Consider the following 26,996-nt stretch of genomic DNA (forward strand, 5'->3'; position numbering starts at 1 on the left):
ATACCTGTCATTCAATGCCGTGCCTAACACCACAGACACATACCCATTGGATTTCACGTTGCAGCAAGACCGCCGCACAGCCGCCAGACGCTTATCCAGGCAAGTCGCCGGGGGCGTGCGAATAACGTCCACGAAAGCGCAACCTGAAAGACGACGGGTAGAAAAGGGACAGGATTAACACTAGCGTAGTGAAGATGAGTACGTTAGTCTCTGACCGTTTGTCACGCGCAACGCTACTGATGATGGAACAATAAATACAACGTATGAAAAAACGTATTCCCACTTTCCTGGCCACCATGATCGCCAGCGCCCTTTATAGTCAGCAGGGCCTGGCCGCCGACCTTGCCTCGCAGTGCATGTTGGGTGTGCCAAGCTACGACCGTCCTCTGGTGAAAGGCGAGACGAACGAATTACCCGTGACGATCAACGCCGATCACGCGAAAGGGAACTACCCGGACGACGCGGTATTCACCGGTAATGTCGATATCAACCAGGGTAACAGTCGCCTGCAAGCTGACGAGGTGCAACTCCATCAAAAAGAGGCGCCAGGCCAGCCGGAACCGGTGCGTACCGTCGATGCGCTCGGCAACGTCCATTATGACGACAATCAGGTTATTCTGAAGGGGCCGAAAGGCTGGGCGAACCTGAACACCAAAGACACAAACGTGTGGGAAGGCGACTACCAGATGGTCGGCCGTCAGGGGCGCGGGAAAGCGGATCTGATGAAGCAGCGTGGCGAAAACCGCTACACCATTCTGGAAAATGGCAGCTTTACCTCCTGTCTGCCAGGCTCCGATACCTGGAGCGTTGTGGGCAGCGAAGTGATTCACGATCGTGAAGAACAGGTAGCGGAAATCTGGAACGCCCGTTTTAAACTGGGTCCGCTTCCCGTCTTTTACAGCCCTTATTTACAGCTGCCGGTCGGTGACAAACGCCGCTCCGGTTTCCTGATCCCGAACGCGAAGTACACCACCAAGAACTATTTTGAGTTCTACCTGCCGTATTACTGGAACATCGCGCCCAATATGGACGCCACCATTACGCCGCATTATATGCACCGTCGTGGCGGTGTCATGTGGGAGAATGAGTTCCGCTACCTCAGCCAGGCGGGCGCGGGTTTAATGGAGTTCGACTATCTGAATTCCGATCGCGTTTACGACGATGATCATCCGAACGACAGCAACTCCCGTCGCTGGTTGTTCTACTGGCGCCATAGTGGCGTGATGGATCAGGTATGGCGCTTTAATGTCGACTATACCAAGGTCAGCGACTCCAGCTACTTCAATGACTTTGACAATAAGTACGGTTCCAGTACCGACGGTTACGCCACGCAGAAATTCAGCGTCGGCTATGCCGTGCAGAACTTTGATGCCACGGTGTCGACCAAACAGTTCCAGGTGTTCAGCGATCAGAATACCAGCAGTTACTCCGCTGAGCCGCAGTTAGACGTTAACTTCTACCAGAATGACGTCGGTCCATTCGATACGCGTATTTACGGCCAGGCCGTGAAGTTTGTGAACACCCGAGACAACATGCCGGAAGCGACTCGCGTTCACCTGGAGCCGACCATCAACCTGCCGTTATCGAATCAGTGGGGCAGCATCAATACTGAAGCGAAGCTGCTGGCGACGCACTACCAGCAAACCAATCTGGACTGGTACAACTCGCGAAACAGTACCAAACTGGATGATTCTGCCAACCGCGTGATGCCGCAGTTCAAAGTCGACGGCAGGATGGTATTTGAACGCGATATGAATATGCTTGCGCCGGGTTACACCCAGACGCTGGAGCCGCGCGCGCAGTATCTGTACGTGCCATACCGCGACCAGAGCAAAATCTATAACTACGACTCCTCATTATTGCAGTCCGACTACAGCGGCCTGTTCCGCGACCGCACATATGGCGGTCTGGACCGTATCGCCTCCGCAAACCAGGTCACGACCGGCGTCACATCGCGTATTTATGATGATGCCGCAATTGAACGTTTTAATGTTTCCGTGGGTCAAATCTACTATTTCACGGAGTCTCGCACCGGCGATGACAACATAACCTGGGAGAATGACGACAAAACGGGCTCACTGGTTTGGGCGGGCGACACCTACTGGCGTATCTCCGACCGCTGGGGACTGCGTAGCGGTATTCAGTACGACACGCGTCTGGACAGCGTCGCGACCAGCAGCAGTACGATCGAATACCGTCGCGATGAAAATCGTCTCTTACAGTTGAACTACCGTTATGCCAGCGCGGAATATATTCAGGCTACGCTGCCGTCTTATTCCACTGCGGAGCAGTATAAAAACGGGATTTCCCAGGTCGGGGGCGTTGCCAGTTGGCCGATTGCCGATCGTTGGTCTATCGTAGGCGCTTACTACTTTGATACCAATGTGAATAAGCCTGCCGACCAGATGCTCGGCGTGCAGTACAACTCCTGCTGCTATGCGATTCGCTTCGGTTATGAGCGTAAGCTGAACGGTTGGGATAACGATAAAGAACACGCTGTTTATGACAACGTGATCGGCTTTAACATTGAATTGCGTGGTCTGAGCTCCAACTACGGTCTCGGCACCAAAGAGATGTTGCGTTCGAACATTTTGCCGTATCAAAGCTCTCTGTGATTTGATTGATTTACCACGTAATCCGCATTGCGGTTAATTGAAATGGAAAAAGTATGAAGAACTGGAAAACGCTGCTTCTCGGTATCGCCATGATCGCGAATACCAGTTTCGCTGCCCCGCAGGTGGTCGATAAAGTCGCAGCCGTCGTCAATAACGGCGTCGTGCTGGAAAGCGACGTTGATGGCTTAATGCAATCAGTAAAACTTAATGCGGGTCAGGCTGGTCAGCAGCTTCCTGATGATGCCACGCTACGTCATCAGATCCTGGAACGTTTGATCATGGATCAAATCGTTCTCCAGATGGGTCAGAAGATGGGGGTGAAAATCTCTGATGAACAGCTGGATCAGGCTATCGCCAATATCGCTAAACAGAACAACATGACGCTGGACCAGATGCGCAGCCGTCTGGCTTACGATGGTCTGAGCTACTCAACCTACCGTAGCCAGATCCGCAAAGAGATGATCATCTCCGAAGTGCGTAACAACGAAGTGCGTCGTCGCGTCACCATCCTGCCGCAGGAAGTGGATGCGCTGGCCCAACAGGTCGGTAACCAGAACGATGCCAGCACAGAGCTGAACCTGAGCCACATTCTGATCCCGCTGCCGGAAAACCCGACGTCGGATCAGGTAAGCGAAGCGGAAGCCCGGGCGCGTTCGATTGTTGATGAAGCGCGTAACGGCAGTGATTTCGGCAAACTGGCGATCACCTACTCCGCCGACCAGCAGGCGCTGAAAGGTGGCCAGATGGGCTGGGGACGTATTCAGGAGCTGCCGGGCATTTTCGCGCAGGCGCTGAGCACGGCGAAAAAAGGCGACATCGTTGGCCCGATTCGTTCCGGCGTTGGCTTCCACATTCTGAAAGTGAACGATCTGCGCGGCCAGAGCCAGAGCATCTCCGTCACTGAAGTTCATGCTCGCCATATTCTGCTGAAACCCTCGCCGATCATGACCGATCAGCAGGCGCGCCTGAAACTGGAAGAGATCGCAGCAGACATTAAGAGCGGCAAAACGACCTTTGCTGCCGCAGCGAAAGAGTTTTCACAGGACCCAGGTTCTGCCAACCAGGGCGGCGATCTGGGCTGGGCGGCAGCGGATATTTTCGATCCTGCCTTCCGCGACGCGCTGACCCGCCTCAACAAAGGCCAGATGAGCGCCCCGGTGCACTCTTCCTTTGGCTGGCACCTGATCGAACTGCTGGATACGCGTAACGTTGATAAAACCGACGCGGCGCAGAAAGACAGAGCTTACCGTATGCTGATGAACCGTAAGTTCTCGGAGGAAGCGGCGACCTGGATGCAGGAACAACGCGCCAGCGCTTACGTTAAAATCCTGAGCAATTAATGGCTACTGTTCAACGCGTTGTTATCACTCCCGGCGAACCCGCCGGGATTGGTCCTGACTTAGTCGTTCAGCTCGCACAGCGTGAGTGGCCGGTCGAACTCGTCGTCTGTGCAGATGCCCGTCTGTTAACCGACCGGGCCGCGTTGCTCGGTTTGCCCCTCTCGCTTCTTCCCTACTCGCCAAATCACCCTGCAAAACCGCAATCCGCCGGCACGCTGACCCTGTTGCCGACAGCGCTTCGCGCTCCTGTCACCCCAGGTCAACTCAGCGTTGAGAATGGGCAGTATGTGGTGGATACGCTGGCGCGCGCCTGCGACGGTTGTCTGCAAGGGGAATTTGCGGCGCTGATCACCGGGCCGGTTCACAAAGGCGTCATCAATGACGCTGGCGTACCGTTTACCGGACACACGGAGTTTTTTGAAGCGCGTTCGCAGGCGAAGAAAGTGGTGATGATGCTGGCCACCGAGGAGCTGCGGGTCGCGCTGGCGACAACGCACCTGCCGTTAAGAGCGGTTGCCGACGCCATTACGCCCGCTTTGCTGCATGAGGTGATCGGCATTCTGCATCATGATTTACGCACGAAATTCGGCCTTGCCGATCCGCATATTCTGGTGTGCGGGCTAAATCCGCATGCGGGTGAAGGCGGCCATATGGGAACCGAAGAGATCGACACGATCGTTCCGGTACTGGATGATCTGCGCGCTCAGGGGATGCGCTTAAGCGGCCCTTTGCCCGCCGACACGCTTTTCCAGCCTAAATATCTCGATCATGCCGATGCCGTGCTGGCGATGTACCACGATCAGGGTCTCCCCGTGCTAAAATACCAGGGATTTGGTCGCGGCGTGAATATCACGCTGGGCCTGCCTTTTATTCGAACATCCGTAGACCACGGCACCGCGCTTGAACTGGCGGGTCGGGGGCAAGCGGATGTCGGCAGTTTTATTACGGCGCTTAATCTCGCCATCAAAATGATTGTTAATACCCAATGAATAATCGAGTCCATCAGGGCCACTTAGCCCGTAAACGTTTCGGGCAAAACTTTCTCAACGATCAGTTTGTGATCGACAGTATTGTCTCCGCCATTAACCCGCAAAAGGGTCAGGCAATGGTCGAAATCGGCCCCGGTCTGGCGGCGCTGACGGAGCCTGTCGGCGAACGTCTGGACCAGCTCACGGTGATCGAACTTGACCGCGATCTGGCCGCGCGTCTGCAAACGCACCCGTTTTTGGGGCCGAAACTGACGATTTATCAGCAAGATGCCATGACCATGAACTTTGGCGAGCTGTCTGAGAAGATAGGTCAGCCGCTGCGCGTATTCGGCAACTTGCCCTACAACATCTCCACCCCGTTGATGTTCCACCTCTTTAGCTATACTGATGCCATTGCCGACATGCACTTTATGTTGCAAAAAGAAGTGGTCAATCGTCTGGTTGCAGGGCCAAACAGTAAGGCGTATGGTCGATTAAGCGTCATGGCGCAATATTATTGCCAGGTGATCCCGGTGCTGGAAGTGCCACCATCCGCCTTCACGCCGCCGCCTAAAGTCGATTCCGCCGTTGTGCGTCTGGTGCCTCACACGACGATGCCGTATCCGGTGAAAGACATACGCGTGTTGAGCCGCATCACCACCGAGGCGTTTAACCAGCGTCGTAAAACGATTCGCAACAGCCTCGGCAATCTGTTCAGCGTCGAGGTGCTGACGGAACTGGGCATTGACCCGGCATTGCGAGCGGAAAATATCTCTGTCGCGCAATATTGCCAGATGGCGAACTATCTGTCAGAAAACGCGCCTTCGAAGGAGAGTTAAGCATGATCAATTCGCCCCGAGTGTGTATTCAGGTTCAGAGCGTCTACATTGAAGCGCAATCTTCACCTGATGATGAACGTTACGTATTCGCATACACGGTAACCATCCGCAATTTGGGGCGAGCGCCAGTGCAGTTGTTGGGGCGTTATTGGCTGATAACCAATGGTCATGGCCGCGAAACCGAAGTACAGGGCGAAGGTGTGGTTGGCGTACAGCCGCACATCGCGCCCGGAGAAGAGTACCAGTACACCAGCGGCGCCGTTATTGAAACGCCGCTGGGCACCATGCAGGGTCACTACGAAATGATCGATGAAAAAGGCGTCGCCTTTACTATCGATATTCCCGTGTTCCGACTCGCCGTTCCAACACTTATTCATTAAAACTAAAGCAATGGCAACATACCTCATTGGCGACGTTCACGGTTGCTACGACGAACTGATCGCATTGTTACACCAGGTGGAATTTACCCCCGGTTCAGATACCCTGTGGCTTACCGGCGATCTGGTCGCTCGCGGCCCTGGTTCTCTGGAAGTGCTCCGCTACGTGAAATCACTGGGCGACTGCGTGCGTCTGGTGCTTGGCAATCACGATTTACATCTGTTGGCCGTCTTTGCGGGCATTAGCCGCAATAAGCCGAAAGACAGGCTGACTCCGCTGCTGGAGGCGCCAGACGCCGACGAACTGCTCAACTGGCTGCGCCGTCAGCCGCTGTTGCAGGTCGACGAAGAGAAGAAGCTGGTGATGGCGCATGCGGGCATTACGCCGCAGTGGGATTTACAGACAGCGAAAGACTGCGCGCGCGATGTTGAAGCCGTGCTGTCGAGCGACTCCTATCCCTTCTTCCTCGACGCGATGTACGGCGATATGCCGAACAACTGGACGCCGGAGCTAACGGGTCTGGCGCGGCTGCGTTTTATCACGAATGCCTTCACCCGTATGCGTTACTGTTTCCCGAACGGCCAACTGGATATGTACAGCAAAGAGTCGCCGGAAAACGCCCCTGCGCCGCTGAAACCCTGGTTCGCCATTCCGGGACCGGTTAGCGAAGCATACAGCATTGTCTTTGGTCACTGGGCGTCGCTGGAAGGTAAAGGGACGCCGGAAGGCATTTATGGTCTGGATACAGGCTGCTGCTGGGGCGGGGATTTAACCTGCCTGCGTTGGGAAGATAAGCGCTACTTCGTGCAGCCGTCGAATCGTCATCTTGATTCAGGCAAAGGCGAGGCGGTAAACGCCTGAGCGTTATTTTGTAGGCCGGATAAGGCGTTTACGCCGCTATCCGGCATTCACGCCACATTATTGCCTGATGGCGCTTCGCTTATCAGGCCTACAAATCCGCATTACAACATGCCGGATTAACGACGCTCCAGAATCTCGAAGCAGTAGCTGTGAGAATTCTGCTCATCGGCGTCGTGGAACTCGCTGAAGACCGATTCCCAGTCATCCGGTTCGTAGTCCGGGAAATGGGTGTCCCCTTCCACTTCGGCATCAATATGCGTCAAATACAGTTTCTGCGCTTTCGGCAAGAACTGTTCGTACACGCGTCCGCCGCCAATCACCATAATCTCTGGCGCATCGCCGCAGGCGGCAATCGCTTCATCGACCGATTTCACCCACTGCACGCGATCGTCAGTGCCAGGCTGGCTGCTGATGACGATGTTTTTACGCCCCGGCAGCGGTCGTCCGATGGATTCCCAGGTATGGCGCCCCATAACCACAGGCTTGTTTAAGGTGTTACGTTTAAACCAGGCGAGATCGGCAGGCAGGTTCCACGGCATGGCGTTTTCCATGCCGATAACGCGATCTACCGCTAACGCCGCAATCAGACTGATCATTGAATATTTCCTGGATACAAAAAATTGTCGCCACTATACGGAAAGAGCAATCTTTCGTCGACTAACGAAAAGAGGAATAGCACGAAAATTTTCCGTTCTGCTGGCAACCCGACTTATTTAAAGCGGTGTCAGCTCGCAGCAATCAGACGCGCCATCCGGCCTACGATGGTTTGTAGGCCCGGTAAGCGCAGCGCCACCGGGCAAATTGCCGGATGGCGGCGTAAATGCCTTATCCTGCCTACGTTGACGGTTTCACTTCCGGCTCATCAGCTGCGTCACCCGTATGTTTACCTTCATCCGTGCCTTGCCAGCCGTGGCGTTGAATTAACGATAAATGTTCACGGTCTTCAGTAATAATCTCGCTCAACATAGCGCTGGTGCGTTTATAGACAGCCGCGCGGGACGTTGGATCGTTTTCCCCTTTCGCCATCTCTTCCACCATCTGCGTATTAAAACGACGGAACAGATCGGCACGCTCGCGCGCCTCGTAGCGTCCCAGCCCTAATTTTTCCAGCGCCTGACGCCCTGTTTTTAACGCGCCTTCAAATGTTTCACGCTCCGGCATCTCAACACCGGCCTGTCGCAGACGGATGTAGTGATCGACATCGCGGGCGCGGGCAATAATTTGCAGGTCGGGGAAATGGGCTTTTACCATTTCTGTCAGTTGTAAACTGGTTTGCGGATCGTCAATCACGTTGATCAGCACTTCCGCTTTCGCCGCACCGGCAGACTCCAGCAGATCCATGCGCGTCGCGTCCCCGTAAAAGACCTTCATGCCAAATTTGCGCAGCGTTTCAATATGATCCGGGTCATGGTCGAGAACCACCATTTTTACCCCGCTCGACAGCAGCAAACGCCCCGTAATCTGCCCAAAACGGCCAAATCCGGCGATGATCACGCGCGGTTGCTCCGCATCGATCTCATCCGCTTCACGCGCTTCGCCGGTTGCGGATTTTTCCAGACGGCTCAGGAGCACCAGAAAAATGGGCGTCGCCGCCATTGAGAGCGCAACGGTGAGCGTCAGCGCCTTCGCCCATTCCGGGTCGAGTACATTGGCCATTTGCGCCGCGCCGAATACCACAAAGGCAAACTCACTCCCCTGTCCTAATAATACGGCAAACCAGAGACGTTGCTTATTCGGCACCCGTAGCGGCCTGGCGACCAGCCACAGCATTACCGTTTTAATTACCAGGAAACCGACCAGCAGGATAAGAATGCGTAACGGATTATCGATCAGCGTGCCAAAGTCGATAGACATGCCGACGCCGATAAAGAACAGCCCCAGCAGCAGCCCTTTAAACGGTTCTATGTCGCTTTCCAGCGCATGCCGGTATTCCGAGCTTGCCAGCAACACGCCCGCCAGAAACGCCCCCATCGCCATCGACAGCCCCACTTCTTCCAGCAGCAAGCCGAAGCCAAAGACCAGAAACAGGGCCACGGCGCTGAACACTTCACGCAAACCGGAACGCGCGACAAAACGCAGCGCCGGGCGCGTGACATAGCGCCCTAACAGCACCACCAGCGCCAGCGCCCCTGCCACTTTTAACGCAGACAGCGCAAAGACGCCCAGCGTCGTTGAGGCGCTGCTGGCGGCCAGCAAGGGGATCATCGCCACCAGCGGAATAGCGGCAATATCCTGAAACAGCAGCACGGCGAATGTGCTACGGCCCATTTGCGAGACGGTCAGGTTACGCTCATCCATCGCCTGCATCGCAATCGCCGTGGAAGAGAGCGCCAGCGTCATGCCGATCAGCTCCGCCACCTGCCAGCGCAGACCGAGGAACATACAGAACAGGCCAATCAACCCACCGCATACCACCATCTGCAACGCGCCGCCGCCAAAAACCGACGCACGCAGTTTCCACAAACGCTGCGGGTCCAGCTCCAGCCCAATCACAAACAGCATCAGCACCACGCCAATTTCGGCGAAATGGAGAATAGCTTCAGCGTCCGTCACCAGACGCAGCCCCCACGGGCCGATAATACACCCGGCAATGAGGTAGCCCAGCACCGACCCTAAGCCCAGCCGGACGGCAATCGGCACAATCAGCGCGGCCGACCCCAGGTAAATCAGCGCCTGTATCAGCGTATGGCTATCCATGATTTGCCTCCTGCCACGCCAGCAAACGTTGCTTGTAGTGGCGCGCCTGCGCCTGGAGCGTTTCGTCATCACAGACAAACGTACAGTGCATCGCAAAAGGCGGCAGCCAGTTGAGCCCACAATAGAGCGCAGTAGCCTGTAACGGCTGCGAGAGCACGTCAAAGCCCGGATAGGCGCCAATAGCGAAGTGGCTTTCGCCTCCGCCAGTCGTCACGGCCCACATCAGATCTTTGTCCCGGAGCGCCGTGCCGCCATGCCCGTAGGCCCAGCCATGCGCGAGGACTTTGTCCATCCAGAGTTTGAGTAAAGGGGGAACGCTGTACCACTGCATTGGATGCTGCCAGATGATAAGACGCGCGCGCGCCAGCGCCTGCTGCTCGGCGGCAACATCAATATTGAAGTCAGGGTAAAGCTGATAGAGCGAGCGAATTTCGACGCCATCCAGCGTCCTTGCCTGTTCCAGCATCCGTTTATTCGCATGCGAGTGCTGCGGATACGGATGGGCATAAATAATGAGGATCATGAAGTAGCCTGTTATTTTACATCTCTGTTTTATCACAGAGTGTAGTCAGTAATTTAACAGGCTAATAGTGAATATTATTGAGCAGCTAAATGGATAAAACTGAATTAATTATCCAGTTCGCTCATGTTCTTCACCTGATCGCGGTTGATCTGTTCCGTTTTACCGGTTTCTGCGTTTTTGTAGGACACCAGTCCAGTATCATCATCGACCTGTGGTTTACCATCGGTGACGATCGTTTTGCCGTCGGTGGTTTTTATGGCCTGGTTTGATGAACAGCCCGCTACGGTAAATACCGTCGCAGCGGCAAAAAGAGACGCAATAAGAAGTTGTTTTTGCATGGTGTTCTCCCTGCTTTTCAGTCATTTTCAGTGGTATACCCATTAACTATAGACTAACTGACTGACCTTAAAAGAAAATACAGAACACTCTGAAGATATCCCCTAGCACAGAGGCTTGTTGCGAATCGTCATACTGCTCGTCTGGGCAAGCGTCAGTCCACGCGTCTCCGGCGCAAAAGCGATGGAAATAAGCAGACCGATAAGTGAAATTCCCGCCCCCATCAGCATGACGTAGCTGATCCCATATCTGGTGATGAAGATCGGCAGCGCCCACGTTGAAAGGATGGTGCCAATTCGACTCAGGGACATAATGACGCCCACGGCAGACGCGCGAATATCCGTCGGGAACAGCTCATTCGGGTAGAGCCACTGAAGGTTCCCCGGGCCGCCGGAGAAAAAGGCGTACACCGCAAAGGCCGCAACCACCAGCCAGATCCCCATTTCTGGGATCAACCCCAGCACAGCCAGCGCCAGCGTCATCATGACAAAGCTGCCGATCAGCAATGGCCGTCGCCCTATGCTGTTCAGCCAGTACATCGGCGGAATACAGCCCAGCATAAAGAACAAACTGATCACCACATTGCCCAGCGCCGCGCTTTTCCCGACGCCCAGCCCCAGCAGGCCGACAATCTGCGGGCCAAAGGTATAGATGGCGAACATCGGGATGACCTGGCAGGTCCAGATGGCGGCGACAAACAAAACAAACGGGAAGTGACGGCGATTAAACAGCTGTAAGAAGCGCGTCTCCTGGGGCGGTTCTTCATCGAACGCCACCGGCTCGCCAAACAGTTTAATCATCATCTCCTCGCACTCTTTCACCCGCCCCTTACGCAACAGCCAGCGCGGTGATTCGGGAAGATCGAAGCGTCCGATCAGGATCATAATGCAGGGAATTGCCGCGCTCCCCAGCATCCAGCGCCATCCGCCCGCCACATCGTACAACCAGTAGCCGACCAGATCGGCGCAGGTGGCGCCGACGTACCACATCGCGGCAATAAAACTGATCGAGAAGGCGCGCTGGCGGGTGTTGGAAAACTCGGTGATCATCGAGGTAGCGATAGGATAATCCGCGCCAATCACCACCCCAATCAGCACGCGCATGACGAGCAACTCCATCGGCGATGAGACAAACATCGTCGCTACCGATATCACCCCAATGGCGATGATATCGATGAGGAACATTTTACGTCGCCCCACTTTGTCTGAGATATAGCCGAACAGCGACGTACCGACAAACAGCCCGGCCAGCGTGCCTGCCCCCAGTAACCCCAGCCACTGCGCATCCAGCTTCAGCGCAGGCGTGAGCTGCTCCAGCGCCACGCCAATCATGACCAGTACGTAACCGTCCAGGAACGGCCCGCCGCTTCCCCACAGCATAATTCTGCGGTGAATAGAGGAGAATTTAATGTCGTCAAAGTTCCTGGGCTGCTGCATAGCCGCGTCCTGTTTTGTTTTCACTTGATGCCTGATGGCGCTACGCTTATCAGGCCTACGAATCACGTATTTTGTAGGCCGGATAAGACGCGTCAGCGACGCCATCCGGCATCAACCTCAGCCGTAGCGAAATTCCACGCCAAAGGTGCCGCGCGGGTATTCCCATTTCTCCAGCGCCGTCCCCAACCCGAGAATTCGACAGGTGCCGCACTCCAGGCACCCGGCGTAATCAAAGCGCACGCTGCCGTCGTCCTGCTTTTTATACAACCCGGCCGGGCACGCCTTGATCAGCACTTCCAGCGCCTGCTTATCCGGTTCGGTTTTCAGGATGATGTGCGGATTGTCTTCATCCACATTGAATTTATTGACGCCCAGTTTGACGTCCACATTGACGGGAGAAGTCATAATACGGTCACTCCTTTGATGCCATCCTTCATCAGGTTGATGAAGCCCACTTTCTTCGCGTGGCGCAGGATTTTTTTACGCACAGGGACGGGCGCGCTGCCATCGACGGTAAACAGATCGCGGGCAATGCCCACCGCCATTTCAGGGTAGCGCGTGAACATACGCGGGTTGTCCAGAAACGCCGGTAAGCGCTGGTACATACGCATATCCCGCATCGGCCCGTTGTCGAGATGCTGTCGATATTCCGCCAGCCCCTGTCGGCTGAAATCGTTGCTCTGCATGGCCGAAAGTACGGTCTTCGCCGCCGCTTCCCCTGCCGCGACGGCCAGGTCCATACCGCGAATCGTAAAACCGAGGTTCATACACATACCGGCGGCGTCACCGGCAATCAGCACGCCGTCGCCCACCAGTTCCGGCTGCATATTCATTCCCGCTTCCGGGACGACGTGCGCGGCGTACTCCAGCAGTTTTCCGCCCGCAATCAGCGGCGCCACCGCCGGATGCTGTTTAAAATCTTCCAGCATTTGTGGAACCGACTTTTTCGCCTCTTTCAGATGATGCAGACCGCAAACCAGCCCCAAAGAGAGGGTCGTTTTATTGGTATAGAGGAAGCCGCCGCCCATCAGACCGTCGGTCGGAGAACCGGCAAACAGACAGGCTGCGCCTTCATTTCCCTGTAATCCGAAGCGATCCACAATGACCGATTCAGGCAACTCAATTAACTCTTTTACGCCTACCGCGACATGGGCGGCATCTACACGTTTCGCCATTCCCAGTTTTTCCGCCAACAGCGAGTTCACGCCATCAGCGAGAATGACCGTTTTCGCTTCAATAACGTCGCCATCCGCCTCAACGCCCACCACTTTGCCGTCGCGCTGAACAAGATTATCCACGCGGATGCCGGTTATCAGCTGCGCGCCCGCCTCTTCAGCCTGTTCCATCAGCCAGGCGTCAAATTTACTGCGCAATACGGAATAAGAGACCTGCGAAGGCGCGGCATCCTCGCCATTGACGTAATCCACCGCCATCGCCCCTTTTTCGGTCATAAAAGCGAGTTTTTCATGGGTGATCACGCGTTCAACCGGGGCATGTTCAGCAAAACCGGGGATAATGCGCTCCAGACTGTGCGCGTAGATGCGCCCGCCGGTGACATTCTTCGCGCCAGCGGAATTGCCGCGCTCAATAACCAGCACCTGTGCCCCTTCGCGGGCGAGCACCAGCGCCGCGACGGAACCCGCCAGCCCGGCCCCCACGATGATGGCATCAAAGATATCTTCGGACATAAGAACTCCAGATTTACCTGTCAGCGGCAGGGCCGATACCCACAAGCCCTGCCCGAGTGGATCAGCGTGCTAAAGCGCTCGTAAGCGCAGGCAGAATCTTCATCACATCGCCGACAATGCCGTAATCAGCGTATTGAAATATCGGCGCATTTTTATCTTTGTTGATGGCGCAGATGGTTTGTGAACCGTTCGCGCCCACCATGTGCTGGATCTGCCCGGAAATGCCCACCGCGAGGTAAAGCTCTGGTTTAAGCATCAGGTTGGAGATGCCGACATAACGCTCGTGCTCCATCCATTTTTCGTTTTCCGCCACCGGACGAGAACACGCCAGTTCCGCGCCAATGGCCTGACACAGCGCCTGGGCCAGCGAGATATTCTCTTTGCTGCCGATGCCGCGCCCAACGCTAACCACCAGTCGCGCTTTATCAAGATCGACCGTGTTGCTCTGGCGCGCCTGCGTTGCGGTGCGCGTTACGACGACATCTGGCGACTGCCACTGCACGTCATGCGACTCGCCGTGGCGGGACGCGTCCGCCTGTTGCGCCTCGAACGTGCCGCTGCCGACGGTGATCACCGCATACGGTGATGTGATGGTCTCTTCGCCAATCGCCAGCCCGCCGTAGACCATATGCCGGACGGTCGCATGGCCCTCCTGCTGCGTTACCGCACTGGCGTCGTTAGAGACGGCCGCCGCGAGACGAAATCCCAGCTTTGCCGCCAGCAGTTTGCCACGGCGGGTATTAGGCAGCAGCACCAGACCCGAATCCCCCTGCTGGTGAATCGTCTGCGCCATCACCCCGGCGTAATCTTCCACCATGCAGTCGTCCGGTTTACCGCGTAAATGCCAGATGTGATTCGCCCCCAGCTGGCGTGCCGTCTCGCCCTCGGCGTCGTGCTGCACAAACGCATGAATCTGCTCGCCTGAAGCCAGTGCGCCGCTCATCAGTTCCGGCAGACGAGAAGGGGTATCGCTGAATACCCAGACATGAGAAAACGTGTTCATAATATCCCCCGGTAATTAAATGATTTTGCGCAGATGTTCGGCGAACGCGGCGATCTGCTCTTCACCATCGCCTTCAATAACGATGCGCTGACGCTCGCGTTGTTTCGGTGCGGCGACCTTCTGGACGGAGTACGCGTCTGGCGCACTGAAACCAATATCCGCCGCAGACCAGACCTGCACCGGTTTTTTTGCCGCGCCCAGAATCGCTTTCATCGACGGGATCTGCGGAGCGTTAATGTCTGTGGAGACCGCCACCACCGCAGGCAGGGGAATACTCAGGGTTTCAATTTCATCTTCCAGTTCACGCTCAACGGTAAGCGCACTTTCCGTCAGGGAGAGGATTTTGCTCACGCCGTTGATGGCCGGAATGTTCAGCGTTTCACCCACCAGCAGGCTGACCTGCTGGGCATAAAGGTCGGAGGAACCGTCGCCGCAAACGATCAGATCAAAGCCCGATTTTTGCGCGGCGGCGGCAAGCGCTGCGGCGGTGCGTTGCGGCAAAGCCTGTTCAAACTGCTCGTCTATCACCACGACCAGTTCATCTGGCCCACGGGAAAGCACATCTTTACGCCCTTTGGCGTTGGTCAGCGCCTTGCCGCCTACGCTCATGGCAATCACCTGGGCATCGCTTGTCTGCTGCTTTAACTGGCAGGCAGCTTCAATCGCATTCAGATCGTACTGACTGATTTTGGCATCCGCTTTGCTGATATCTAATGAACCATCGGCATTATTGATCGCAATATCCTGTTCATCAGGCACGCACTTGTAACAAGTAATTATCTTCATTGCATCTCCAGAAATCATGAAGGAAACGTCATCCATATCGGCGGTGTTAAATACAGATATCACGCTCTTTAATTCGGAAATAAAACTTTAATCACCAATATTGAAAATGTCACACGCTGATATTTACAACTTTCAATATTGTTAAGCATCTCACTAATATTGAACAGCCCCCGTAGAACATAAAAAATTTCAATATTGTTTGATGGATCACCAATATTGAATGAGAGATGCGCACAATTCGACCAAAATGCAACACATCCAATTGTTTTACATTGATTTTATTTGAAAATAAGGGTCAAAAATACCAGACAAAAAAGTGTGATCAACATAACGGATTACCGCAAAATGAATACCCATTATGAGTTACTCGCCAAAGCGACTCTGAGGTCTAACTGTCATCAGATTATTACTAAGAAAAATAAACAAAATATAACAAACGGGAACGTAACATAAATTTCGTTTTGACACTGGAATTGACTCATGAAAAATGAAAAGAGAAAGTCCGGGATTGAACCTAAGGTTTTTTTCCCGCCGTTAATAATTGTAGGGATACTTTGTTGGCTAACCGTCAGAGATCTCGACGCTGCGAATATTGTTATTAATGCCGTCTTCAGTTATGTCACAAATATCTGGGGTTGGGCATTTGAATGGTACATGGTGGTGATGCTTTTTGGCTGGTTCTGGCTGGTCTTCGGCCCTTACGCTAAAAAAAGATTAGGTGATGAACCGCCGGAATTCAGCACCGCCAGCTGGATTTTCATGATGTTCGCCTCCTGCACTTCCGCCGCCGTGCTGTTCTGGGGCTCAATCGAAATTTATTATTACATCTCGACGCCGCCCTTTGCTCTGGCACCTGGCTCCAACGGCGCCAAAGAGATCGGCCTCGCCTACAGCCTGTTTCACTGGGGGCCGTTACCGTGGGCGACTTACAGCTTCCTCTCCGTCGCGTTCGCCTACTTCTTTTTTGTTCGCAAAATGGACGTGATTCGTCCCAGCTCCACGCTGGTGCCTTTAGTGGGCGAGAAACACGCGAAAGGGTTATTCGGTACTATTGTCGATAACTTCTATCTGGTGGCGCTGATCTTCGCGATGGGCACCAGCCTCGGTCTGGCGACGCCGCTGGTGACAGAGTGTATGCAGTATCTGTTCGGCATCCCTCATACGCTGGAACTGGACGCCATCATCATTACCTGCTGGATCGTTCTGAACGCCATTTGCGTGGCCTGCGGCCTGCAAAAAGGGGTGAAAATCGCCAGTGACGTGCGTAGCTATCTCAGCTTCCTGATGCTCGGCTGGGTGTTTATCGTCAGCGGCGCCAGCTTCATCATGAACTACTTCACCGATTCCGTCGGTATGCTGTTGATGTATCTGCCACGCATGTTGTTCTACACCGATGCGATCGGCAAAGGCGGCTTCCCGCAGGGTTGGACCGTTTTCTACTGGGCATGGTGGGTCATTTATGCCATCCAGATGAGTATCTTCCTCGCGCGTATTTCCCGCGGCCGTACCGTGCGCGAACTGTGCTTTGGGATGGTGCTCGGCCTGACCGCCTCCACCTGGATTCTGTGGACCGTTCTTGGCAGCAACACCCTGCTGCTGATGGATAAAAATATCCTCAATATTCCACAACTGATCGAACAGCACGGCGTGGCGCGCGCCATCATCGAAACCTGGGCCGCACTGCCATTCAGCACGGCTACGATGTGGGGATTCTTCATCCTCTGCTTTATCGCTACCGTCACGCTGATTAACGCCTGCTCCTACACGCTGGCCATGTCCACCTGCCGCGAAGTGCGCGACGGTGAAGAGCCGCCGCTGCTGGTACGTATCGGCTGGTCGGTGCTGGTTGGCGTTATCGGCATCGTCCTGTTAGCGCTCGGCGGGTTAAAACCCATTCAAACCGCGATTATCGCCGGAGGATGCCCGCTGTTCTTCGTCAACATCATGGTAACGCTCTCCTTTATCAAAGACGCCAAAGTGCACTGGAAAGATAAATAAACGCAATAAACTCCTTACAAATGAGGCTGGAAGATGGATTTTAATTTGAATGACGAGCAGGAACTGTTTGTCGCCGGTATTCGTGAACTGATGGCCAGTGAGAACTGGGAAGCCTACTTTGCCGAGTGCGATCGCGACAGCGTCTACCCGGAACGTTTTGTGAAAGCGCTGGCGGATATGGGCATCGACAGCCTGTTGATCCCGGAAGAACACGGCGGGCTGGAAGCCGGTTTCGTCACCGTTGCCGCCGTATGGATGGAACTGGGGCGTCTGGGCGCGCCAACTTACGTGTTGTACCAATTGCCGGGAGGTTTTAACACTTTCCTGCGTGAAGGGACCCAGGAACAAATTGATAAAATCATGGCGTTCCAGGGGACCGGCAAGCAGATGTGGAACTCGGCGATCACCGAACCGGGAGCGGGATCGGATGTTGGCAGTTTAAAAACTACCTATACCCGTAAAAATGGTAAGGTTTATCTTAACGGCAGCAAGTGTTTCATCACCAGTAGCGCCTACACCCCCTACATCGTGGTGATGGCACGGGACGGCGCCTCCCCGGACAAACCGATTTATACCGAATGGTTTGTCGATATGAGCAAACCCGGCATCAAGGTTAACAAACTTGAGAAGCTCGGCCTGCGCATGGACAGCTGCTGTGAAATCAATTTTGACGATGTTGAGCTGGACGAAAAAGACATGTTCGGCCGGGAAGGTAATGGCTTTAACCGCGTAAAAGAAGAGTTCGACCACGAACGTTTCCTGGTGGCTTTAACCAACTACGGTACGGCGATGTGCGCGTTCGAAGACGCCGCGCGTTACGCCAATCAGCGTGTGCAGTTTGGCGAGACGATCGGTCGCTTCCAGCTGATTCAGGAGAAGTTCGCGCATATGGCGATCAAATTAAACTCCATGAAAAACATGCTGCTGGAAGCCGCGTGGAAAGCGGATAACGGCACCATCACCTCGGGCGATGCCGCGATGTGTAAATACTTCTGCGCCAACGCCGCGTTTGACGTGGTAGACAGCGCCATGCAGGTATTGGGCGGCGTCGGGATTGCGGGCAACCACCGCATTACGCGTTTCTGGCGTGACCTGCGCGTTGACCGCGTCTCCGGCGGCTCTGACGAAATGCAGATCCTGACGCTCGGCCGCGCCGTGCTGAAGCAATACCGTTAAACATTGCCCGGTGGCGCTGCGCTTACCGGGCCTACAAAAAATGCAGGAATTTATTTATGAACCGTTTACCGATGCCCACTTTCGGGCCGCTCGCCGGATTGCGGGTCGTGTTCTCCGGGATTGAAATCGCCGGGCCGTTCGCCGGACAAATGTTCGCAGAGTGGGGCGCGGAAGTGATCTGGATTGAAAACGTCGCCTGGGCCGATACCATTCGCGTCCAGCCGAACTATCCGCAGCTTTCACGCCGAAACTTGCATGCCCTCTCCCTAAACATCTTCAAAGATGAAGGTCGGGAAGCGTTTCTGAAACTCATGGAAACCACTGACATCTTCATCGAAGCCAGCAAAGGCCCGGCGTTTGCCCGTCGCGGAATTACCGATGACGTGCTGTGGGAGCACAACCCTAAACTGGTGATCGCCCACCTTTCCGGTTTCGGCCAGTACGGCACGGAGGAGTACACCAACCTCCCGGCTTACAACACCATCGCCCAGGCCTTTAGCGGCTACCTGATTCAGAACGGCGATGTCGATCAACCCATGCCCGCGTTCCCGTATACGGCGGACTATTTTTCCGGGATGACCGCCACCACCGCCGCGCTGGCGGCTTTGCACAGAGTGCGTGAAACCGGCAAAGGCGAAAGCATTGATGTGGCGATGTATGAAGTGATGCTGCGCATGGGCCAGTACTTCATGATGGATTACTTCAACGGCGGCGAAATTTGCCCGCGCATGACCAAAGGCAAAGACCCCTACTACGCCGGATGCGGGCTGTATAAATGCGCAGACGGTTACATCGTGATGGAGCTGGTCGGCATTACGCAGATCAACGAGTGCTTTAAGGATATCGGCCTGGCGCACATTCTGGGTACGCCAGAGGTGCCGGAAGGCACCCAGCTTATCCATCGCGTTGAGTGCCCTTACGGGCCGTTAGTCGAGGAAAAACTGGATGCGTGGCTGGCGACCCGTTCCATCGCCGACGTGCAGGCGCGTTTCGCCGAGCTGAATATCGCCTGCGCGAAAGTGCTGACCATTCCAGAACTGGAAAGCAACCCGCAGTACGTCGCCCGCGAATCCATTACCGAGTGGCACACGATGGATGGCCGCACCTGTAAAGGGCCAAACATCATGCCGAAATTCAAAAACAACCCAGGGAAAATCTGGCGTGGCATGCCGTCGCATGGCATGGACACCGCCGCCATTCTAAAAAACATCGGTTACAACGAAGCAGATATACAGGAACTGGTCAGCAAGGGTCTGGCCAAAGTTGAGGATTAAACGCAAAGCGCTAACCGGTTTATCCGGTTAGCGCGCATGCCTATTTTCGAACGGATAACAGTGCAATGGATATCGTTGGCGGACAAAACTTACGTCAGATGTGGGACGACCTGGCCGAGGTATACGGAAATAAAACGGCGCTTATTTTTGAATCCAGCGAAGGCGTTGTCCGGCAATTCAGCTACGCGTCGCTGAATGAAGAGATCAACCGCACGGCGAACCTTTTCCTCGCCTCAGGCATTCAGAAAGGCGATAACGTCGCGCTGCATCTGGATAACTGCCCGGAGTTCTTTTTCTGCTGGTTTGGTCTGGCCAAAATTGGCGCCATCATGGTGCCGATCAATGCCAGGCTCCTGCGCGAAGAGAGCGCCTGGATTTTACAAAACAGCCGCGCGCAGCTCATCGTCACCAGCGCTGAATTTTATCCGATGTATCGCCAGATACTGCTTGAGGACGATACCCTGCTCAATCATATCTGTCTGATTGGCGAAAATGCGCCCGTTGAAGATAACGTTAGCCATTTTTCTCAACTGAAAGACCAGCAGCCTGCCACATTGTGCTATGCGCCGCCGTTATCCACTGACGACACGGCGGAGATTCTGTTTACTTCTGGCACCACCTCGCGGCCCAAAGGCGTGGTCATTACCCATTACAACCTGCGTTTTGCGGGTTACTACTCCTCCTGGCAGTGTGCGCTGCGTGAAGATGACGTCTATCTGACGGTGATGCCCGCCTTTCATATTGACTGTCAGTGTACTGCGGCAATGGCGGCATTCTCCGCAGGCAGCACCTTTGTGCTGATCGAAAAATACAGCGCCCGCGCGTTCTGGGGACAGGTACGAAAGTATCGCGCCACCGTCACGGAATGTATTCCGATGATGATCAGGACGCTGATGGTGCAGCCCGCCTCCCCGGAAGAGAGGCAGCATTGTCTGCGCGAAGTGATGTTCTATCTCAACCTTTCCGTGCAGGAAAAAGACGCTTTTATTGCACGTTTCGGCGTCCGGCTGCTGACCTCTTACGGGATGACGGAAACCATTGTCGGCATTATTGGCGATCGTCCCGGCGATAAACGGCGCTGGCCATCTATTGGTCGCCCTGGATTTTGCTATGAGGCGGACATCCGCGATGAGCAGAACCGCTCGCTGCCCGCCGGAGAAATCGGTGAAATCTGTATTAAAGGCGTGCCGGGAAAAACCATCTTTAAAGAGTATTACGCCAGGCCGGAAGCCACCGCCAAAGCGCTGGAAGCCAACGGCTGGCTGCATACCGGTGATTCCGGCTATCGGGATGAGGAAGGATTTTTCTATTTCGTCGACAGGCGTTGCAACATGATTAAACGCGGCGGCGAAAATGTCTCCTGCATCGAACTGGAAAACATTATTTCGGCTCATCCCAAAATTCAGGACATCGTCGTTATTGGTATTCACGATTCGATCCGCGATGAAGCCATTAAAGCCTTTGTGGTGCTTAATGAAGGTGAAACATTAACGGAAGAGGAGTTTTTCGCTTTCTGTGAACAGAATATGGCGAAATTCAAAGTCCCCTCTTTTCTTGAGATAAGAAATGATCTGCCCCGAAACTGTTCAGGAAAAATAATTAAAAAGAACCTGAAATAAGCATTCTTACCCGTCCGATTTTAAATAATGGAGTGAAGATATGAGTGAATCATTACATTTTACCCGTCACGGCCCGATTCTGGAAATTACGCTGGATCGCCCGAAAGCGAATGCAATAGACGCAAAAACCAGTTTTGAGATGGGCGAAGTTTTTCTCAATTTCCGTGACGATCCCGAATTGCGTGTGGCGATCATCACCGGTGGCGGCGAAAAATTCTTCTCCGCAGGCTGGGATTTAAAAGCGGCGGCCGAAGGCGAAGCCCCGGACGCCGATTTTGGCCCCGGCGGGTTTGCCGGTTTAACCGAGATCTTTGACCTGGATAAACCGGTGATTGCCGCCGTTAACGGCTATGCCTTCGGCGGCGGGTTCGAACTGGCGCTGGCGGCGGATTTTATCGTCTGCGCCGATAACGCCAGTTTCGCGCTGCCTGAAGCAAAGCTCGGCATTGTGCCTGACAGCGGCGGCGTGCTGCGCCTGCCTAAGCTGTTGCCGCCTGCTATCGTCAACGAAATGCTGATGACCGGCAGACGAATGGACGCAGAAGAAGCCTTGCGCTGGGGAATTGTGAACCGGGTTGTCAGCCAACAAGCGTTAATGGACAGCGCCCGTGAACTGGCGCAACAGCTGGTGAACAGCGCGCCGTTGGCGATCGCCGCCCTCAAAGAGATCTACCGCGCAACCAGTGAAATGCCGGTGGAAGAAGGTTATCGCTACATTCGCAGCGGCGCATTGAAGCACTACCCGTCGGTACTGCACTCTGAAGATGCGATCGAAGGCCCGCAGGCGTTTGCCGAAAAACGCGATCCGGTCTGGAAAGGCCGCTAGCGCCGCGCTGCCGGATGGCGCTAACGCTTATCCGCCATCCGACAACAATCACGGAGGAATAACCATGAGCTATTACGCCTTTGAAGGCCTGATTCCGGTAGTACATCCAGAGGCGTACGTGCATCCCAGCGCCGTGTTGATTGGCGATGTCATCGTCGGCGCCGGCGTCTACATCGGCCCGCTTGCATCGCTGCGCGGCGACTATGGGCGTCTGATTCTTGAGGCGGGCGCTAACCTTCAGGATGGCTGCATCATGCACGGTTATTGCGATACCGACACCATCGTGCATGAAAACGGGCATATCGGGCACGGCGCAATCCTTCACGGCTGCGTGATTGGTCGTGATGCGTTGGTAGGCATGAACAGCGTAATCATGGATGGCGCAATCATCGGCGAAGAAAGTATCGTCGCCGCCATGAGTTTTGTAAAAGCGGGTTTTGTCGGCGCGCCCAGGCAACTGCTGGTTGGCGCGCCTGCGCGCGTCAAACGTGATGTCACGGATGAAGAACTGCACTGGAAACGGCTCAACACGCAGGAATATCAGGATCTCGCGGTACGCTGTCGGGCATCGCTATGTGAAACGCAACCCTTAACCCAGGTCGAAAAGAACCGGCCGCGCCTGAAAGGCACGACGGAGGTGAAGCCAAAATCGGCGTAGCGCTTTGTGCCGGATGGCGCTGACGCTTATCCGGCTTACAGGTCAACACGCCGTTGCAGGCCGGATAAGGCATTTACGCCATCATCCGGCACACCGACATTACCGACGCATACTTTTTGATAGCATCATCTGCCATTTCTGCTCACGGTTTAGCTCTGCGGGCGGAACCGGCATTCGCGGGGTTCTCTCCGCTTTTACCATCTTCTCCTGCGCGCTATGACCCAAACGCGCATAGAGCTGCGCGTCAATACGCTTAATACGCACCAGGCGTTGGCACTGGCATCCTCGCCCTTCCAGCTGATTAGGGATCGTCCTGGTCTCGCACTCTATTTCCCCCACTTCAGAAAGAATATACGAAACCGTATTAATCGCTTTGCAATAATCCATATTAAATTGCTTCGCGATCTCTTTGGCGCTCACCCACCGGTTTTCTGCCATTACCCAATCAGCAATTAACAAATAAAGTGGTTTCTCAACATATTTTTCACTCATAAGCACACCATTTTACAAATTAAAAATCTTGCTACGGTTCGTTATGGCCTGAATATAAATAACGCCATTAACCATAAATAAATTGTGGATATAGGGGGATAGTATGCGACTTAATTGTTGATTAGTGTGAGCGAAATCGTGCTTGTTACATTGAAAACCACATCCAGGAAGCGTATGTGACCAGGAATGACCTTATGGCGTAAAAAAAGGTTCCTTTGCAGGAACCTTTTTATATCACCAGATAAATGCGTCTGCCGCTTACTTCGTAATTTGCGCGTGCATTTCCTGTACGGAGATCACCTTTTCAGTCGCATCGGCGTTCAGCGCCATCGTCGTGGCGAAGCCGCCGTTCAGGGTCGTGTCGTAATGCACTTTATACTGCAACGCGCTGCGGCGAATCAGTTTAGAGTCCTCAATCGCCTGACGACCTGCGGTGGTGTTGATGATGTAGGTGTATTCGCCATTCTTGATACGGTCCTGAATGTGCGGACGACCTTCATGCACCTTGTTGACCAGACGCGGGTTGATGCCCGCCTCACCCAGCACAATCGCCGTACCGTGAGTCGCATCCAGTTCGAAGCCCTGTTTCAGCAGCTTCGCCGCCAGGTCCACCACGCGTTCTTTGTCGCCTTCACGAACGGAGAGCAGTGCACGGCCCGATTTCTTCATCGTCGAGCTGCTGCCAAGCTGTGCTTTGGCGAACGCTTCAGCGAAGGTGCGGCCGACGCCCATCACTTCCCCGGTAGAGCGCATTTCTGGCCCTAACAGCGGGTCAACGCCCGGGAATTTGTTGAACGGCAGCACCACTTCTTTCACCGAGTAGTACGGCGGGATGATTTCTTTCGTCACGCCCTGCTCGGTCAGCGATTTGCCCGCCATCACGCGCGCCGCCACTTTCGCCAGCGGTAAGCCGGTCGCTTTGGAGACGAACGGTACGGTACGCGCCGCACGCGGGTTCACTTCAATCAGGTAGACTTCGTTGTCTTTCACCGCGAACTGCACGTTCATCAGACCACGCACCTGCAACTCAAAGGCCAGCTTCTGCACCTGCTGGCGCATCACGTCCTGAATCTCTTTGCTTAACGTGTAGGCCGGCAGAGAACATGCGGAGTCACCGGAGTGCACGCCCGCCTGTTCGATGTGTTCCATGATGCCGCCAATCAGCACCATTTCGCCGTCGCAGATAGCATCCACATCCACTTCCACCGCGTCATCAAGGAAGCGGTCCAGCAGTACCGGCGCATCGTTAGAGACGCTGACTGCGGTCTGGAAGTAACGACGCAGGTCAGCTTCGTCGTAAACGATTTCCATCGCGCGGCCGCCCAGCACGTAGGACGGGCGAACCACCAGCGGATAGCCAATCTCTTTTGCCTTCTCAACGGCCTGTTCAATCGCCGTCACGGTGGCGTTAGCAGGCTGTTTCAGTTTCAGACGGTCAACCGCCTGCTGGAAGCGCTCACGGTCTTCCGCGCGGTCAATCGCATCCGGGCTGGTGCCGATAACCGGCACGCCTGCCGCTTCCAGCGCGCGCGCCAGTTTCAGCGGAGTCTGGCCGCCGTACTGTACGATGACGCCTTTCGGTTTCTCGACGCGCACGATTTCCAGCACATCTTCCAGCGTGACCGGCTCGAAGTACAGGCGGTCGGAGGTGTCGTAGTCGGTGGAGACCGTTTCCGGGTTACAGTTGACCATAATGGTCTCGTAACCGTCTTCGCGCAGCGCCAGCGAGGCGTGTACGCAGCAATAGTCAAATTCAATCCCCTGGCCGATACGGTTCGGGCCGCCGCCGAGCACCATGATTTTGTCGCGATCCTGGTTCGGATTCGCTTCGCACTCATCTTCATAAGTGGAGTACATGTAGGCGGTGTCGGTAGCAAATTCCGCCGCACAGGTATCCACGCGCTTGTAAACCGGGTGCAGGTTGAACTGGTCGCGCAGTTTGCGCACTTCCGCTTCGCGCACGCCCGCCAGTTTAGCCAGGCGCGCATCGGCGAAGCCTTTGCGCTTCAGCATCCGCAGGAAGTCAGCGTCGAGGCCGGTGATGCCAAGCTCCGCCACTTTTTCTTCCAGACGAACCAGTTCTTCAATCTGCACCAGGAACCAGCGGTCGATGTTGGTCAGGTTAAAGACGCCATCGACAGACAGCCCCGCGCGGAACGCATCAGCGATGTACCAGATACGCTCGGCGCCCGCATCTTTCAGCTCGCGACGAATTTTGGTCAGCGCTTCCGGGTCATCCAGGCTCACTTTCGGGTCAAAACCGGCGGCGCCCACTTCCAGGCCGCGCAGCGCTTTCTGTAAGGATTCCTGCTGAGTGCGGCCAATCGCCATCACTTCGCCGACGGATTTCATCTGGGTGGTGAGACGGTCGTTGCTGCCCGCGAATTTTTCAAAGTTGAAGCGAGGAATTTTGGTGACAACGTAGTCGATGGACGGTTCGAACGATGCCGGAGTACGGCCGCCGGTGATGTCGTTCATCAGTTCATCGAGGGTGTAACCCACCGCCAGTTTCGCCGCCACTTTGGCAATCGGGAAGCCGGTGGCTTTTGACGCCAGCGCCGAGGAGCGGGAGACGCGCGGGTTCATTTCGATAACAATCAGACGACCGTTTTTCGGGTTCACCGCAAACTGAACGTTGGAACCGCCGGTTTCCACGCCGATTTCACGCAGTACCGCCATCGAGGCGTTACGCATGATTTGGTACTCTTTGTCCGTCAGCGTTTGCGCCGGAGCCACTGTGATGGAATCACCGGTGTGGATGCCCATCGCGTCAAAGTTCTCAATGGAACAGACGATAATGCAGTTGTCGTTCTTATCACGCACCACTTCCATTTCGTACTCTTTCCAGCCAATCAGCGACTCATCTATCAGCAGTTCGTTGGTTGGGGAGAGATCCAGACCGCGCGCGCAAATTTCTTCGAACTCTTCGCGGTTGTAGGCAATACCGCCGCCGGTGCCGCCCATCGTAAAGGATGGACGGATAATGCACGGATAACCGACGTCAGCGGCAACCGCCAGCGCCTCTTCCATCGTATGCGCAATACCGGAGCGGGCAGTGTCGAGGCCGATTTTCTTCATCGCCACATCGAAACGGCGGCGATCTTCGGCTTTATCAATCGCATCGGCAGTGGCGCCAATCATGGTCACGCCGAACTCAGCCAGCACGCCCTGACGCTCCAGCTCCAGCGCGCAGTTCAGCGCCGTCTGGCCGCCCATCGTCGGCAGCACCGCATCCGGGCGCTCTTTCTCAATAATTTTACGCACCACTTCCCAGTGAATCGGCTCGATGTAGGTCGCATCGGCCATTTCCGGGTCGGTCATGATGGTCGCGGGGTTAGAGTTCACCAGGATGACGCGATAACCTTCTTCGCGCAGCGCTTTACACGCCTGGGCGCCAGAGTAGTCAAACTCACACGCCTGGCCGATAACAATCGGGCCCGCACCCAGAATCAGGATACTTTTTATGTCTGTACGTTTTGGCAT

The 26,996-nt window shown here is 55.0% G+C and carries 23 protein-coding genes; 12 read left to right on the forward strand and 11 right to left on the reverse strand.

Annotation, left to right across the window (positions count from 1 at the left end; all coding sequences use genetic code 11):
• Positions 1-263 precede the first annotated feature (263 nt).
• The 6 genes from lptD to apaH are packed head-to-tail and all read left to right on the forward strand — an operon-like array spanning position 264 to position 7,001.
• On the forward strand, positions 264-2,615 hold the full coding sequence (gene lptD / locus CKO_RS14220; protein WP_012134112.1) for an LPS assembly protein LptD: 2,352 nt from the start codon (positions 264-266) through the stop codon (positions 2,613-2,615).
• A 53-nt stretch (positions 2,616-2,668) separates the two neighbouring features.
• Positions 2,669-3,955 (forward strand): peptidylprolyl isomerase SurA, encoded by a 1,287-nt coding sequence (surA, locus tag CKO_RS14225; RefSeq protein ID WP_012134113.1) that lies wholly within the window; start codon positions 2,669-2,671, stop codon positions 3,953-3,955.
• Positions 3,955-4,944: a 4-hydroxythreonine-4-phosphate dehydrogenase PdxA gene (gene pdxA / locus CKO_RS14230; protein ID WP_012134114.1), complete on the forward strand. Its 990-nt coding sequence runs from the start codon at positions 3,955-3,957 to the stop codon at positions 4,942-4,944. The genes surA and pdxA overlap by 1 nt, the downstream gene beginning before the upstream one ends.
• Positions 4,941-5,762, forward strand: coding sequence for a 16S rRNA (adenine(1518)-N(6)/adenine(1519)-N(6))-dimethyltransferase RsmA (gene rsmA / locus CKO_RS14235; protein ID WP_012134115.1), 822 nt, complete (start codon positions 4,941-4,943; stop codon positions 5,760-5,762). Before pdxA ends, rsmA begins: the two co-directional genes overlap by 4 nt.
• Before the next feature lie 2 nt (positions 5,763-5,764).
• On the forward strand, positions 5,765-6,142 hold the full coding sequence (apaG, locus tag CKO_RS14240; RefSeq protein ID WP_012134116.1) for a Co2+/Mg2+ efflux protein ApaG: 378 nt from the start codon (positions 5,765-5,767) through the stop codon (positions 6,140-6,142).
• Between the two features lie 10 nt (positions 6,143-6,152).
• Complete coding sequence (apaH, locus tag CKO_RS14245; protein WP_012134118.1) at positions 6,153-7,001, forward strand: bis(5'-nucleosyl)-tetraphosphatase (symmetrical) ApaH; 849 nt, start codon at positions 6,153-6,155, stop codon at positions 6,999-7,001.
• A gap of 116 nt (positions 7,002-7,117) precedes the next feature.
• Here apaH and folA read toward each other — a convergent pair whose 3' ends face one another.
• The 9 genes from folA to CKO_RS14290 form a co-directional block, all read right to left on the reverse strand.
• Entirely contained in the window at positions 7,118-7,597 is a 480-nt protein-coding gene (gene folA, locus CKO_RS14250; RefSeq protein WP_012134119.1) for a type 3 dihydrofolate reductase, read from the reverse strand.
• Between the two features lie 238 nt (positions 7,598-7,835).
• Entirely contained in the window at positions 7,836-9,698 is a 1,863-nt protein-coding gene (gene kefC, locus CKO_RS14255; protein WP_012134120.1) for a glutathione-regulated potassium-efflux system protein KefC, read from the reverse strand.
• Positions 9,691-10,221: a glutathione-regulated potassium-efflux system oxidoreductase KefF gene (gene kefF / locus CKO_RS14260; protein WP_012134121.1), complete on the reverse strand. Its 531-nt coding sequence runs from the start codon at positions 10,219-10,221 to the stop codon at positions 9,691-9,693. The genes kefC and kefF overlap by 8 nt, the downstream gene beginning before the upstream one ends.
• Positions 10,222-10,325: 104 nt before the next feature.
• The gene (locus CKO_RS14265) at positions 10,326-10,559 is read right to left on the reverse strand and encodes a YgdI/YgdR family lipoprotein (RefSeq protein WP_012134122.1); all 234 of its coding nucleotides are present in this window, start codon (positions 10,557-10,559) and stop codon (positions 10,326-10,328) included.
• A 102-nt stretch (positions 10,560-10,661) separates the two neighbouring features.
• Positions 10,662-11,993 carry an MFS transporter gene (locus CKO_RS14270; protein ID WP_024130715.1) on the reverse strand — a complete coding sequence of 444 codons (1,332 nt, stop codon included), beginning with the start codon at positions 11,991-11,993 and terminating at the stop codon, positions 10,662-10,664.
• Between the two features lie 117 nt (positions 11,994-12,110).
• Entirely contained in the window at positions 12,111-12,398 is a 288-nt protein-coding gene (fixX, locus tag CKO_RS14275) for a ferredoxin-like protein FixX (RefSeq protein ID WP_012134124.1), read from the reverse strand.
• Complete coding sequence (locus tag CKO_RS14280; RefSeq protein ID WP_012134125.1) at positions 12,395-13,681, reverse strand: FAD-dependent oxidoreductase; 1,287 nt, start codon at positions 13,679-13,681, stop codon at positions 12,395-12,397. Before CKO_RS14280 ends, fixX begins: the two co-directional genes overlap by 4 nt.
• A 61-nt stretch (positions 13,682-13,742) precedes the next feature.
• A complete protein-coding gene (locus tag CKO_RS14285) occupies positions 13,743-14,684 on the reverse strand; it encodes an electron transfer flavoprotein subunit alpha/FixB family protein (protein WP_024130716.1) in 942 nt (313 codons plus the stop codon).
• A 15-nt stretch (positions 14,685-14,699) separates the two neighbouring features.
• Positions 14,700-15,470, reverse strand: coding sequence for an electron transfer flavoprotein FixA (locus CKO_RS14290; RefSeq protein ID WP_024130717.1), 771 nt, complete (start codon positions 15,468-15,470; stop codon positions 14,700-14,702).
• 480 nt (positions 15,471-15,950) lie between these two features.
• On the opposite strand from CKO_RS14290, the gene caiT reads away from it, so the two are divergent.
• From caiT to caiE, 6 genes are all read left to right on the forward strand, one after another.
• Entirely contained in the window at positions 15,951-17,468 is a 1,518-nt protein-coding gene (caiT, locus tag CKO_RS14300; RefSeq protein ID WP_012134129.1) for an L-carnitine/gamma-butyrobetaine antiporter, read from the forward strand.
• 33 nt (positions 17,469-17,501) lie between these two features.
• Positions 17,502-18,644, forward strand: coding sequence for a crotonobetainyl-CoA dehydrogenase (gene caiA, locus CKO_RS14305; RefSeq protein WP_012134130.1), 1,143 nt, complete (start codon positions 17,502-17,504; stop codon positions 18,642-18,644).
• A 56-nt stretch (positions 18,645-18,700) separates the two neighbouring features.
• The gene (gene caiB, locus CKO_RS14310) at positions 18,701-19,918 is read left to right on the forward strand and encodes an L-carnitine CoA-transferase (RefSeq protein WP_024130718.1); all 1,218 of its coding nucleotides are present in this window, start codon (positions 18,701-18,703) and stop codon (positions 19,916-19,918) included.
• 65 nt (positions 19,919-19,983) lie between these two features.
• Positions 19,984-21,537: a crotonobetaine/carnitine-CoA ligase gene (caiC, locus tag CKO_RS14315; RefSeq protein ID WP_012134132.1), complete on the forward strand. Its 1,554-nt coding sequence runs from the start codon at positions 19,984-19,986 to the stop codon at positions 21,535-21,537.
• 40 nt (positions 21,538-21,577) lie between these two features.
• The gene (gene caiD, locus CKO_RS14320) at positions 21,578-22,363 is read left to right on the forward strand and encodes a crotonobetainyl-CoA hydratase (protein ID WP_012134133.1); all 786 of its coding nucleotides are present in this window, start codon (positions 21,578-21,580) and stop codon (positions 22,361-22,363) included.
• Positions 22,364-22,427: 64 nt separating this feature from the next.
• Positions 22,428-23,021, forward strand: a complete 594-nt coding sequence (gene caiE / locus CKO_RS14325) for a carnitine operon protein CaiE (RefSeq protein WP_012134134.1) — start codon at positions 22,428-22,430, stop codon at positions 23,019-23,021.
• A gap of 99 nt (positions 23,022-23,120) precedes the next feature.
• Here the strand turns inward: caiE and caiF are convergent, their stop codons facing one another.
• Positions 23,121-23,513: a carnitine metabolism transcriptional regulator CaiF gene (gene caiF / locus CKO_RS14330; RefSeq protein WP_012134135.1), complete on the reverse strand. Its 393-nt coding sequence runs from the start codon at positions 23,511-23,513 to the stop codon at positions 23,121-23,123.
• A 258-nt stretch (positions 23,514-23,771) separates the two neighbouring features.
• The gene (gene carB, locus CKO_RS14335) at positions 23,772-26,996 is read right to left on the reverse strand and encodes a carbamoyl-phosphate synthase large subunit (RefSeq protein ID WP_012134136.1); all 3,225 of its coding nucleotides are present in this window, start codon (positions 26,994-26,996) and stop codon (positions 23,772-23,774) included.

This window comes from Citrobacter koseri ATCC BAA-895 (assembly GCF_000018045.1).
GTDB lineage: Bacteria > Pseudomonadota > Gammaproteobacteria > Enterobacterales > Enterobacteriaceae > Citrobacter_B > Citrobacter_B koseri.